At 59.9% G+C, this 12733-nt stretch carries 8 protein-coding genes, 2 pseudogenes and 1 other annotated feature; of the genes and pseudogenes, 6 read left to right on the forward strand and 4 right to left on the reverse strand.

The window, feature by feature from the left end:
- Positions 1 to 145: 145 nt before the first annotated feature.
- The 4 genes and pseudogenes from HGB54_RS12800 to HGB54_RS02465 form a co-directional block, all read right to left on the reverse strand.
- Positions 146 to 835, reverse strand: a pseudogene (locus HGB54_RS12800) (recombinase family protein); the annotation flags it as partial.
- A gap of 15 nt (positions 836 to 850) precedes the next feature.
- On the reverse strand, positions 851 to 1099 hold the full coding sequence (locus tag HGB54_RS02455; RefSeq protein ID WP_168915047.1) for a hypothetical protein: 249 nt from the start codon (positions 1097 to 1099) through the stop codon (positions 851 to 853).
- Positions 1100 to 1343: 244 nt separating this feature from the next.
- Positions 1344 to 2567 carry an IS256 family transposase gene (locus HGB54_RS02460; RefSeq protein WP_166194845.1) on the reverse strand — a complete coding sequence of 408 codons (1224 nt, stop codon included), beginning with the start codon at positions 2565 to 2567 and terminating at the stop codon, positions 1344 to 1346.
- A 199-nt stretch (positions 2568 to 2766) separates the two neighbouring features.
- Positions 2767 to 2943 carry a hypothetical protein gene (locus tag HGB54_RS02465; RefSeq protein WP_168915048.1) on the reverse strand — a complete coding sequence of 59 codons (177 nt, stop codon included), beginning with the start codon at positions 2941 to 2943 and terminating at the stop codon, positions 2767 to 2769.
- Here HGB54_RS02465 and HGB54_RS02470 point away from each other — a divergent pair.
- From HGB54_RS02470 to HGB54_RS02495, 6 genes and pseudogenes are all read left to right on the forward strand, one after another.
- Positions 2942 to 4205, forward strand: a pseudogene (locus HGB54_RS02470) (IS3 family transposase). The gene HGB54_RS02465 and the pseudogene HGB54_RS02470 overlap by 2 nt on opposite strands.
- Positions 3225 to 3353 (forward strand) — a sequence feature (AL1L pseudoknot). (Overlaps the previous pseudogene by 129 nt.)
- A gap of 34 nt (positions 4206 to 4239) precedes the next feature.
- Positions 4240 to 4578: a hypothetical protein gene (locus tag HGB54_RS02475; RefSeq protein WP_168915049.1), complete on the forward strand. Its 339-nt coding sequence runs from the start codon at positions 4240 to 4242 to the stop codon at positions 4576 to 4578.
- A 238-nt stretch (positions 4579 to 4816) separates the two neighbouring features.
- Entirely contained in the window at positions 4817 to 6400 is a 1584-nt protein-coding gene (locus HGB54_RS02480; RefSeq protein ID WP_168915050.1) for a type I restriction-modification system subunit M, read from the forward strand.
- On the forward strand, positions 6397 to 7899 hold the full coding sequence (locus tag HGB54_RS02485) for a type I restriction-modification system subunit M (RefSeq protein WP_168915051.1): 1503 nt from the start codon (positions 6397 to 6399) through the stop codon (positions 7897 to 7899). Before HGB54_RS02480 ends, HGB54_RS02485 begins: the two co-directional genes overlap by 4 nt.
- A complete protein-coding gene (locus tag HGB54_RS02490) occupies positions 7896 to 9059 on the forward strand; it encodes a restriction endonuclease subunit S (protein ID WP_168915052.1) in 1164 nt (387 codons plus the stop codon). The genes HGB54_RS02485 and HGB54_RS02490 overlap by 4 nt, the downstream gene beginning before the upstream one ends.
- Complete coding sequence (locus HGB54_RS02495) at positions 9056 to 12160, forward strand: type I restriction endonuclease subunit R (protein ID WP_168915053.1); 3105 nt, start codon at positions 9056 to 9058, stop codon at positions 12158 to 12160. Before HGB54_RS02490 ends, HGB54_RS02495 begins: the two co-directional genes overlap by 4 nt.
- Positions 12161 to 12733: the final 573 nt, after the last annotated feature.

Raw genomic sequence — 12733 nt, forward strand, 5'->3', positions numbered from 1 at the left:
TCTTGCCGATGGATCGTTGGATGATCATCCGCTTGTCGACCAGTCCGCGCACGGCGTAGCACTCGCCGCACCACAGCGAGCCTTTGAGATAGTGCGGGTAGACACGCTTGCGCTCACCGGCGCGTCCTGACGCCTCGAGTCGTTGCTGAACTCGAACGAAGAGGTCGCGGTCGATGATCGCCGGATGCCGCCCCTCGTAAGTTTCACCCTTGTAGACGATGTCGCCGACGTAGTACGGGTCGCGCAGCATGGCCGAGATCTTCGAACTGGAGACGGGGCCCGCAGGTCTGCGTGCCGTCGCTCTAGTCTCCAGGCCACGCTCGGTGAGAATGTCGGCGATGTCCTCCATTGAGAACTCGCCCTTGTCGTACAACTCGAAAGCGAGCTTGACGAAGGGGGCGCGTTCTTCGTCGACGGCGATGCCGCGGAACTCACGCCCTTCGATGCGCTCAAGGGTGTTGATGTAGCCGATTGGTGCCTTGCCGAGCGTGCCGCCATTCTTGGCTTTCTGGGCCATCTTGTAGGCGATGTCGGCTCCGTCTTCGCGTGACCGGTACTCGTTGAACGCGGCGAGAATGCCGTGCATGAGTTGCCCGACCGGCGTGGAGTCGATCGACTCGGTTGCCGATATCAGGGTGACGCCGCGCTTCTGCAGGTCGGCCATGACGATGGCGTCGTCGGTTCGGTTCCGGGCGAAGCGCGAGAGCTTGTAAACGATGACGTAGTCGACGTCCTTGTCGCGCCGGATACGCTCCAGCATCTGCTGGAAGGCGACCCGCTTGGTCATCTCTGTTCCCGAGATACCGGCCTCGACGTACTCGGCGACGATGGTCAGCCCGAGCTGCTCCGCCTAGCGTTGGCAGGACTGCCGCTGTGCGGGGATCGAGATCCCTTCGGGGTCGTAGTCGGTGTTGACCTGCCCCTTGGATGACACACGCAGGTAGACCACTGCGCGTGATCCGGCGGGCGCGACGACGTCGGCGATCGGGTTGATGATCGTCGTCTCGCTCGGGCCGACCTCAACGTGCGGGGCGATGTCGGGCAGTCGCGGTGGTGCTGCGACGAAGGCGGAGGTGGTGGGGTTCTCGGGCAGGCTCATGACTGCCCTCCTTCCGTGGGAGTGAGAGCAGTCTCGAAGCGGTGATTTCGAGAGAGAGGTGGTGGAGTGGGCGCCCCATTCAGGAATGGGCTGGGACGCTGGCCCGATGCAGTCTCGCACATCGGCTTTGGTCTCCGTTTACTCTCCCATTTTACCTCGCCAGGCCCGGAATTCCGGGCCTGTTGACGGTGACGTCCCGCTGAGTGGTGGAGTTTCTCAACACCGTGCGGGTCAGCTGTTGTGATTATGCCGCAGCGAGTTCCGGGATCGCGACCTCCTCTTCGGTGACGTTCAGGAGCTTCATGGAGTGCTCGCTGAAGTAGCGGCGGTCAGCGCCGTCCCATTCGTCGTGTTGCTCGATCAGGACGTGTCCGGCCAGGCGCAGCAACGCGGCGGGGTTGGGGAATGTGCCGACGACGTCGGTGCGGCGTTTGATCTCCTTGTTGACCCGCTCGAGCGGGTTCGTGGACCAGATCTGCCGCCAGTGTGTGGCGGGAAACTGACAGAACGCGAGGATGTCGTTCTGCGCGTCCTCGAGCATGCCGGCGATCTTCGGGTGCGACCTCGAGAGCATGCGGACGACTTCGTGGAATTGGGTGAACACGTGCTCGGTGTCTGGCTGGGCGAAGATCGTGCGGATGATCGACGCGACCATCGGCCCAGCGGTCTTGGGGACGTTGGCAAGCACGTTGCGCATGAAGTGGACCCGACACCGCTGCCATGACGAGCCTTGGAAGACGGTGTCGATCGCCGCGATCAGCCCGGTGTGCGCGTCGGAGATCACCAGCTTCACTCCGCCCAGCCCGCGGGCCTTCAGCGAGCGAAGGAACGCGGTCCAGAACGGTTGCGATTCGGTGTCCCCGACCTCGAAGCCGAGGACTTCCCTGCGCCCGTCGGCGGCGACACCGACCGCGACGACGACGGCTTGGGAGACGACCCGCCGGCCGACGCGGGCTTTGCAGTAGGTCGCGTCGAGGAACACGTACGGGTACGTGCTGTCCGCGAGCGGCCGATCGCGGAACGCCGCGACGTCCTCGTCGAGGTTGCTGCAGATCCGCGACACCTCCGACTTGCTGATCCCGGTGTCGGCACCGAGCGCCTTCACCAGGTCGTCGACCTTGCGGGTGGAGACGCCGTGGACGTACGCCTCCATCACGACCGCGAACAGGGCCTGATCGACCCGGCGGCGGCGTTCCAGCAGCGACGGGAAAAACGATCCCTGCCGCAGCTTCGGGATCCGCAACTCCAGCTCCCCCGCGGTGGTGGTGAGGGTCCGCAGCCGGGTCCCGTTGCGCTGCGTCGTACGGTCCGGGGAGCGTTCGAACGGGGCAGCGCCGATGAACGCAGCTGCTTCCGCGTCGATCAGCTCCTGGTAGAGCGTCTCGGTCGCGACCCGGATCCGGTCGTTCACATCGGTGAGTTTCAGTTCCCCGAGTAGCTCGAGGAGGGCAGACTGGTCAAGAGCCATCGTGCGTTTGTGTCCTTCCGTGAGATTCCTAGACAGTTCTCACTGACCATCGCACGATGGCTCACCACGTCCACGACGTGACACCCGAGCCGGGAAACTACACCAACCCAGGGGACGCCACCCCTGTTGACTATTCCGCATCGCTCGCAGTCTGCCGTGGGAGAACACCCCCGGAGGGTGATTCGGGACGCTGCGCGGGCTACCGAATGAAGGCATAGATGCGACCTTCCATCTCGACGACGTCGTACACCTCACGCAGTTGCGCGCTGATGACCGACCGATCCAGCGTCACCGCTTCGGCCGGCAGCCCGAGTTCGGCTGTCTGAATCGCCCCGGGTTTGATGGAGGGTCTGATTCCCCGAGAGGATCGGATCATGCCAGCACTGAGGAAGTATCCGCAGGAATTGCGGGAGCGGGCTATTCGGCTCGTGCAAGAGGCGCGTAAGGAGGATTCGGAGCTGTCGCTGAACGCGGCGGTGGTCCGGATCGGGCAGCGGACGGGGGTGAATGCCGACACGTTGCGTGGGTGGTGCAAGCAGGCCGCTATCGATGCCGGTGAGCGGCCCGGGACCACGACCGGCGATGCGGCTCGGATCAAGCAGCTCGAGGCGAGAACCGCGAGCTGAAGCGTGCCAACGAGATTCTGTTGGCGGCCTCCTCGTTCTTCGCGCGGGAGCTCGACCCGCGACTGCCGTGGTAGTTCAGTTCATCGACGATCATCGTGACCGGTTCGGGGTCGAGCCGATCTGCCGGGTGCTCTCCGAGCACGGCGTCAAGATCGCCCCGTCTGGTTACTACGCCTTCAAGTCCCGTCCGATATCGGCGCGAGCGGCCAGCGATGCGGAGCTCGTCATCGAGCTCCGCCGAGTCTTCACGGATCGGAGCCTCGGGCGCGGGATCAGCGGGGTCCGGAAGATGTGGCATCTGCTGCGCCGAGAAGGCATCGTGGTGGCGCGCTGCACTGTCGAACGTCTCATGCGGCAAGAGGGTCTGCGTGGGGTTCGTCGGGGCAAGCAGTTCGTCACGACCCGCTCTGACGACAAGGCGGCCCGCCCGGCTGATCACGTCGAGCGTTGCTTCCGCGCAGACCGTCCAAACGAGCTCTGGGTCGTGGACTTCACCTATGTTCCAACATGGTCCGGGATGGCGTTCACCGCGTTCGTCACCGATGTGTTCTCCCGACGGATCGTTGGCTGGCGCACGATGAATCGAATGCCAACCGAGCTGCCGTTGGACGCGCTCGAGATGGCACTCTGGGTTCGTGATCGCGCCGGTGAAGACGTCACCGGCGTGATCCAACATTCGGATGCGGGAGCGCAATACACCGCGATTCGCTACGCCGACAGACTCGCCGACGCCGGCGCGATCGCGTCGATCGGCACCGTCGGCGACAGCTACGACAATGCTCTCGCCGAGAGCGTGGTCGGGCTCTACAGGAACGAGTGCGTGAAGATCGACGGACCGTTCCGCGGGGTTGACGACCTCGAACTCGCGACCCTCTCCTGGGTGCACTGGTTCAACGAGAACCGACTGCACTCATCGATCGGATACCTCACACCCATCGAGATGGAGAACCAGTACTACCGTGAGATCAACCCCCAGCGTCAGCCGACGTTGGGAGAACCTGCCCTCCACTAAACCCGGGGCGATTCACCTGCCCCTGAACTCGCGCATGACCTTCCTATGGTGGTTCCACGTTCCGGAAGCCCGGCAGCGCGCAATGCTGGTTGGCAATGCCGTCATCGTCGGCGCGCCCGATGAGGAAGGCAACACGACCGATGTCCCTGAGGCGGTCGTCTCGCTGCTTATGGAGACCCGGGTCTACAGGGTTGAAGTGCAAGTAATTGGTGAGACCGAGTGGCACCGGAACGCTGCGAAGTACACCGACTACTGGGAAGCGGTCATCTGGGCGATGCTCTTGCTGGAGCGGTGGGCGCTGGTCACTGACGTCCGCGTCGTGCCCGTGCTCGACCAAGACGTGTTGCCCATCTTCAGAGAAGACATCCTCTGACACGGCGGCGACTGGCTGGACTGCAGAACCTCGAGTTCTGGTCTGGCCAGCGCCGCCTCTTCACGTTAGGGGAGCGCGAGGGGTGGGCGATCAGACGTTACGGTGATATAATCTGAACAATGCTCATATAAGTCCATGCGGCCTCGTGGCGCCCTTCAGGCCGTCGGCCGTCCGCGATAGGTTCGAGCCACCGACCAGGCGTCATCAATAAAGCGCTCAGGCGCGAGGAGTCCAATCAATGCCCCCAACCACCCGTGAATCACAGCGAGCCGAGCTTCATAAGACAATCTGGCGCATTGCGAATGACTTGCGGGGAAGTGTTGACGGGTGGGACTTCAAGACTTACGTCCTCGGCATGCTCTTCTACCGATTCATCTCAGAGAACCTCACCGCGTACATCAACAAGGGTGAATACGAGGCAGGCCACGCGGACTTCGACTACGCATCGCTTGCTGACATGGACGCAGAGTTTGGTCGTAAAGAGACGGTCGCCGAGAAGGGTTTTTACATCCTTCCCTCGGAACTGTTCCAGAACGTCCGCAGGCGGGCCGCAAGCGACCCTAACCTCAACGAGACACTCGAGCACGTCTTCAAGAACATTGAAGGCTCCGCCGTCGGTTCGGACAGCGAAGACGACCTCAAGGGTCTCTTCGACGACCTCGACGTCAACAGCTCAAAGCTTGGAAACACAGTCGCGAAGCGCAACGAGAAGCTAGTCAAACTACTCGAGGCAATCGGCGATCTGCCCCTTGGCAACTTCGAGGACAACTCGATCGACCTCTTCGGCGACGCCTATGAGTACCTCATGCAGATGTATGCGTCGCAGGCGGGCAAGTCTGGTGGCGAGTACTACACGCCCCAGGAAGTTTCTGACGTCCTGGCCCGCATCACCGTTATGGGCAAGAAGCGCATCAACAAGGTTTACGATCCTGCCGCCGGTTCAGGATCGCTGCTGCTCAAGTTCGCCAAGGTACTTGGCAAGGAGAACGTCGGCGGCTTCTACGGCCAGGAAATCAACCTGACCACCTACAACCTCGCGCGGATCAACATGTTCCTGCACGACGTGAACTACGAGAAGTTCAACATCGCCCATGGCGACACCCTCGCCGACCCGCAGCACTGGGACGACGAGCCGTTTGAGGCGATCGTTTCCAACCCGCCCTACTCCATCAAGTGGGACGGGGACGCTAACCCGCTGCTCATCAATGACGAACGATTCGCCCCGGCTGGTGTGCTCGCGCCGAAGTCGAAGGCAGACCTCGCCTTCACGATGCACATCCTCAGCTGGCTTGCTGTCAACGGCACAGCCGCCATCGTCGAGTTCCCAGGCGTGCTCTACCGCGGGGGAGCGGAGCAGAAGATCCGAAAGTACCTCATCGACAACAACTACGTCGACGCGGTGATCCAGCTTCCGCCGGATCTATTCTTCGGCACCACGATCGGAACCTGCATCATCGTGCTCAAGAAGTCCAAGTCTGACAATGCAGTCCTCTTCGTTGACGCCGCGGACGAGTTCAAGCGCGTCGGCAACAAGAACAAGCTCACGCCAGACAACCAGCAGAACATCTTGCTCGCGCTAGAGAACCGAGTGGATGAGGATCACTTCATTAAGTTGGTGTCGAACGAAGACATCGCGGCGAACGCCTACAACATCGCCGTTTCCTCCTACGTCGAGCGGGAAGACACGCGCGAAGTTGTTGATATCGATGTGCTAGAGCGAGATATCGAGGTCATTGTGTCGCGCCAAGCCGCGCTCCGTGCGGAGATCGATGCCATTGTCATGGACCTACGCAGTTCACGGTCTAGCGGAGCTCGGTCATGAGTGGAATTGTTCAAGTTGCAAAGCAGTTCCACTCGGAGACCGAGGCGTGGGACCTAAAATCTTATGTGCTTGGGGCGCTCTTCTACCGATTCCTATCGGAAGACTTGGCGGAGTACATCAATGCCGAGGAACGTGCCGCCGGGCGTGACGATTTCGACTACGCGAGTCTCGACGACAACACCGCGGAACAGGCGCGATTCACGACGATTGAGGAGAAGGGATACTTCCTCCTGCCGAGTCAGCTGTTTGCTGCCACCCAGGCTGCTGCGGCTGACGATGCGAACCTGAACGAGACGCTCGCGACGGTATTTAAGGCTGTCGAGGCGACTGCCGTCGGAAGTCCAAGCGAGAACGTTTACAAAGGCCTCTTCAGTGCCTTCGATCCAAACGCGCTTGTTCTTGGTGATTCGGTTCACGCCCGAAACAAGCGACTCTCGGCGCTCCTGACGTCCGTCGCCAGCTATGAGATGACGAACGCGGCGGATGACTTCGATGATCTGCTTCGCTATTACGTCACGACCGCAGGGAAAAAGGGCGGTGACCACTTCACGCCGCCAACTATCGCGGAGCTGGTGGCTCGGCTAGCAACCGGTGCTAATCCCGATGCTCGCAGTATTTATGATCCAGCGTTCGGCTCGGGATCGCTCTTGATCAAGGCTCGTCAGCATCTCAAACACGAGGCAACCGTGAGTGGACAGGAGCTCGTGCGAGCTAACTACAACATGGCGCGGATGAACTTGCTCGTGCATCGCATTGAGTTCAACTGGATCAATCTCGACGGTGGAGCCAGTACATTGACCGATCCGTCACACCGCGACGACGAGCCCTTCGACATCATCGTCTCCAATCCGAAATGGTCTCAGAAGTGGGCCGGCAAGGACGACGCGCTCCTAATGAACGATGAGCGTTTCGCGCCCGCGGGCGTTCTCGCGCCCAAGAAATATCACGACCTCGCTTTCACGATGCATGCCGCGTCCTGGCTTGCCACGGATGGTGTCGCTGTACTCGTGCAGTTCCCCGGCACTCTCTATCGGGGGGCCACGGAAGCGAGGATCCGCGAGTACCTGGTGGAGAACAACCTCATCGACACTGTAATTCAACTCCCACCCGACTGGGGCTATGGCGTTACTGTCGCGGGCGTGATCGTCATCCTGCGCAAAGCGAAACGCGATAACGCGGCTCTGTTCGTTGATGCTTCGAAGCAGTGCAAGCGAGTCGGCAATAAGAACGAGTTGTTCGAAGATCACCAGCGATCGATCCTCGATGCAGTTAGTGCGCGAGAGAACATAGAAGGTTTCGCTCGCCTCGTGCCAAACGAGGACATCGCGCTGGAGCAATTCGACCTTTCAGTCTCACGCTACGTGCAGCCCCTCGCTGAGCGAGTGGTCATTGACATCGCGGCCCTGAACTCAGAAATCACGCAGATCGTTCAGCGGCAGAACGAGCTTCGTCGGGGCATTGATGCCTCGGTCGCCGAGCTTGAAGGAGCAACGTCATGAGCCGGATTGACCAATTACTCAATGAACTAGCGCCAAGTGGTGTGCCGCTTCGGGCCCTTGGCGAACTTGGCGATTTCGTGCGAGGCAACGGTCTCCAGAAGTCTGACCTCAAGGAAGAAGGATTTCCCGCAATCCACTACGGTCAGATCCACACTCATTACGGTATCTGGGCTGACTCGACCAAATCCTTCACCGACCCAGCTCTCGCGGCCAAGTTACGGCGAGCGAGGCCGGGAGATCTCGTCATCGCTACAACGAGCGAAGATGATGCCGCGGTGGCGAAAGCCACGGCGTGGCTAGGTTCCGTCGAAGCAGCGGTAAGTGGGGATGCTTACATATATCGTCACAGTCTTGATCCCCGCTATGTGGCTTACTTCTTTGACTCCGGCTCCTTTCGGGAGCAGAAGCGCCGTCACATCAGTGGAACTAAGGTCCGGCGCATATCCGGCACCTCGCTCGCAAAGATCCGAATCCCAGTACCGCCGGTGGAGGTTCAGCGCGAGATCGTGAGAGTTCTGGATCAGTTCATTCGGCTGGAAGCGGAGTTGAAAGCGGAGTTGGAAGCACGACGCACTCAATACGGCTACTACCGGCATGCCCTGCTGAACGTGTCTGACGAAGAGGGAGTCCGGGAGCTTGCGCTCGGTGAAATCATTCGTTTGAACTTCGGCACGCGAATCACGAAGAAGGACGACGCGGGCTCGCTTTATCCGGTCTACGGGGGTGGCGGAGAGAGCTTCCGGACCGATGCATTCAACCGTGAAGACGAGTGGGTAATCTCTCGTTTTGCGATGTCAGCGAACTGCGTGCGTCGGGTTGTCGGCAAGTTTTGGATGCTCGACTCGGGGTTCACGTTCGACGTCATCGATGCATCCGTTGACAAGGATTTCGTGGGGCAACTCCTATTGAGCATGCAACCGATAATCTTTGCGACTTCGACGCAGTCCGCTCAGAAGAACATCGACGTGGATGGATTCAAGCGCTTGACTGTCCGGGTGCCATCCCTCGAGACGCAGCGCCGGGTCGCGCTCAGTCTGGCGAGTTTTGACAGCATTGTGAACGACTCGACCTATGGCCTCCCTGCCGAATTGAACGCCCGTCGGAAGCAGTACGAGTACTACCGAGATAGGCTGCTGACCTTCGAGGAGGCCGTCGCATGAGTGACGCTCCTTCCCGAAGATTCGAGCCGATTGCTGTTTCCGCGGAGAGCACGGTCGTTGCTGGGTACGTCCCGGACGCGCAAGCGGCAGCGGCGTATCAGTCGGAGTCTGCGCTTGAGCATGAACTGATCCGCCTCCTCCAGTCACAGGCCTACGAGTATCTGCCTATCGCGTCTGAGGCGCAGCTCGTCGCGAACCTTCGCGCTCAGCTCGAAGCGTTGAACCGCATCACCTTCTCGGATGCGGAGTGGTCGGACTTCTTTGAGAACAAAATTGCCGGGAAGAACGATGGCATCGTCGAGAAGACCGTGCGTATTCAGGAGGATCACGTCCAGCTCTTGAAGCGAGATGACGGTTCAACGAAGAACATCACATTGCTCGACAAGCAGAACATCCACAACAACCGGCTTCAGGTCGTCAACCAGTACGAGATCGGCCAAGGCGAGGGCGGCGCAAAGTACGCCAACCGCTACGACGTGACAGTTCTCGTCAACGGACTACCGATGGTGCACATCGAGCTCAAGCGTCGCGGCGTAGATATCCGTGAGGCGTTCAATCAGATCGACCGCTACCAGCGGGACAGCTTCTGGGCGGGCTCCGGCTTGTTCGAGTATGTGCAGCTCTTCGTGATCAGCAACGGCACTCTGACCAAGTACTACTCCAACACGACTCGCAACCAGCACCTCAAGGAAGGGCAGAAGCCTGGCAAGGGGCGTAAGACCTCGAACAGCTTCGAGTTCACCTCGTGGTGGGCAGACGCCCAGAACAAGCCGATCCAGGACCTGACTTCATTCGCGAAGACGTTCTTCGCCAAGCACACGCTGCTCAACATCCTCACTCGCTATTGCGTCCTCACCGCCGACCGCCTGCTGCTCGTGATGCGTCCGTACCAGATTGTCGCGACCGAGCAGATCCTGCAGCGGATCGATATCTCCACGAACTACAAGCAGCTCGGCACAGTCGCGGCCGGCGGCTACGTCTGGCACACGACCGGCTCGGGCAAGACGCTTACGAGCTTCAAGACCGCCCAGCTCGCGTCGAAGCTTCCGAGCGTCGACAAGGTGCTGTTCGTGGTCGACCGTAAAGACCTCGACTACCAGACGATGCGTGAGTACGACCGCTTCGAAAAGGGCGCCGCCAACTCCAACACCTCCACTTCCGTGCTGAAGAAACAGCTCGAGAACCCGAACGCTCGGATTATCATCACGACGATCCAGAAGCTCTCAACCTTCATCAAGGCGAACAAGGGCCACGAGATCTACGACGGCCACATGGTGATCATCTTCGACGAGTGTCACCGCTCCCAGTTCGGTGACATGCACACCGACATCACGAAGGCGTTCAAGCGCTACAACCTGTTCGGCTTCACTGGCACGCCAATCTTCGCGGCCAACGCGGGCGCCGGTGGCAACCCGCAGCTCAGGACCACCGAGCAGGCATTCGGCGAGAAGCTTCACACGTACACGATCGTGGATGCGATCACCGACAAGAACGTGCTGCCGTTCCGCATCGACTACGTCAACACCATCAAAGTCGGCAACCCTGACGACAAGCAGGTCTCTGCCATCGATCGAGAGAACGCGCTGCTTGCGCCGGAGCGCATCAGCCAGATCGTGAAATACACCCTCGATCACTTCGACCAGAAGACGAAACGTTCGTCGAGCTACGAGCACTCAGTCGTAATCAACGTTGCCGAATCGACCCGCGGCCGACGTCAGGCCGAAGCGGTGCGGGAACGTAGGCGCGTGCGCGGCTTCAACGCCATCTTCGCCACCGCGTCCATCGACGCTGCCCGCCGCTACTACAACCAGTTCCAGATCCAGCAGGAACAGCTCGCGCCGGATCGGCGGCTGAAGATCGGCATCATCTTCTCGTACGGAGCGAACGACGCCAGCGATGACGGCATTCTCGATGACGAGGCTTTCGACACCGACGCGCTCAGTATGGACGCACGCAGCTTCCTCGAGGATGCGATCCAGGACTACAACGGCGTCTTCGGCACGAGCTACGACACCAGCGCCGACAAGTTCCAGAACTACTACAAAGACCTATCTCAGCGACTCAAGAATCGTGAGCTTGACCTCGCGATTGTCGTCAACATGTTTCTCACCGGGTTCGATGCGACCACGCTCAACACGTTGTTCGTCGACAAAAATCTCCGTTCGCACGGCCTGATTCAGGCGTACTCGCGCACGAACCGCATCCTCAACTCGGTCAAGACCTATGGCAACATCGTCGCCTTCCGCAACCTCGAAGACGAGACGAACGCGGCACTCGAACTCTTCGGCAACAAGGACGCCCGCGGTGTTGTGCTCCTCAAGCCGTATGGCGACTACTACGGAGAGTACGCGGACAAGGTCAGCGAACTACTGGCCAGCTTCCCACTCGGTCAGCAGATCATCGGAGAGGCGTCTCAGAAGGAGTTCATCCAGCTGCTCGGCCATATCTTGAGGCTCGAAAACATCCTGACCTCGTTCGACGACTTCGCCGGCCACGAGATCCTCACCGAGCGACAGAGTCAGGACTACCGCAGTATCTACCTCGACCTTTACGCCGAGTTCCGCAAGGACAAGGACGCCGACAAGGAACTCATCAATGACGACATCGTCTTCGAGATCGAGCTGATCAAGCAGGTCGAGATCAACGTCGATTACATCCTGATGCTCGTCGCGAAGTTTCGCGACAAGTTCGGCGACGGAGACGACAAGGAGATTCGCGCGGAGATCTCGCGCGCCGTCGACGCCAGCCCGACGCTGCGCAACAAGAAGGACCTCATCGAAGCGTTCGTCGACTCCGTCTCTGTCGACGGAGCGATCGATGACGAGTGGCAAGCGTTTGTTGCCGCCAAGCGCGAAGCTGAACTCGAAGCGATTATCGACGAAGAGAGTCTTCGGGCCGAGGCCACACGCGAGTTCGTCGCGACTGCCTTCCGTGACGGCACACTCCGAACATCCGGGACCGCGATCACGAAGGTACTTCCGCCCGTGTCACGCTTCGCCAGTGATGGCGGTCATGGGGAGAAGAAGCAGCGCGTGATCGAGAAGCTCGGGACGTTTTTCGAACGATTCTTCGGGCTTGGTATAGATGAAAGGAACCGGTAGGTATTGGAGGGATCGTACGCACGTCGCCGAACCTTCCCAGTCATGGCCGCGCCAGTTGGGATTGTGATGTCCAAGACTAGCCTTGGTCAGGAGTTCTTATGAGTCCGAGGCCAGGGGGAGAAGCGGACAAGTTTGGGAATCGTTACGAGGCTGCATGGACGATTCGGCATGCGCTCTATTGCATTGGCGATGATGCGCGATCACTAACAATTGAAGATGTTGACTCTGAGATCGGAAAAGGGTCGGAATTCACTTACCGGAACGGTGCGGTAACGGAAGTCCATCAGCTCAAACGTCAGAATGGAAACAGCAACACCTGGACCGTTAGAAATCTAACGGACCTGCGTGTGTTTGAGAATGCTGCCGGTCATGTTGCAGCTGGCCGCATGTTCTGGTTTGTGTCTCTCGTTCCCTCTCGACAACTGCAAGAGATCGCTGACCGCTCTCGGCGATCGGCAGATCTTGCTTCTTTCACTCAATCTTGGTTAACAGAAGACCTTCGTTCACTCTTCGATCAACTGGCCGCGGAAGGTGTTCTCGGCAGCCCACAAAGGGCTTGGGAAACTTTGAGGG

The organism is Microcella flavibacter (genome assembly GCF_012530535.1).
In the GTDB taxonomy this organism is placed as follows: domain Bacteria; phylum Actinomycetota; class Actinomycetes; order Actinomycetales; family Microbacteriaceae; genus Microcella; species Microcella flavibacter.

Bases quoted from the DNA above. Each gene is read 5' to 3' on its own strand.
- HGB54_RS02455 (WP_168915047.1), bottom strand. From the start codon at position 1,099: ATGAGCCTGCCCGAGAACCCCACCACCTCCGCCTTCGTCGCAGCACCA.
- HGB54_RS02460 (WP_166194845.1), bottom strand. From the start codon at position 2,567: ATGGCTCTTGACCAGTCTGCCCTCCTCGAGCTACTCGGGGAACTGAAA.
- HGB54_RS02465 (WP_168915048.1), bottom strand. From the start codon at position 2,943: ATGATCCGATCCTCTCGGGGAATCAGACCCTCCATCAAACCCGGGGCG.
- HGB54_RS02475 (WP_168915049.1), top strand. From the start codon at position 4,240: ATGACCTTCCTATGGTGGTTCCACGTTCCGGAAGCCCGGCAGCGCGCA.
- HGB54_RS02480 (WP_168915050.1), top strand. From the start codon at position 4,817: ATGCCCCCAACCACCCGTGAATCACAGCGAGCCGAGCTTCATAAGACA.
- HGB54_RS02485 (WP_168915051.1), top strand. From the start codon at position 6,397: ATGAGTGGAATTGTTCAAGTTGCAAAGCAGTTCCACTCGGAGACCGAG.
- HGB54_RS02490 (WP_168915052.1), top strand. From the start codon at position 7,896: ATGAGCCGGATTGACCAATTACTCAATGAACTAGCGCCAAGTGGTGTG.
- HGB54_RS02495 (WP_168915053.1), top strand. From the start codon at position 9,056: ATGAGTGACGCTCCTTCCCGAAGATTCGAGCCGATTGCTGTTTCCGCG.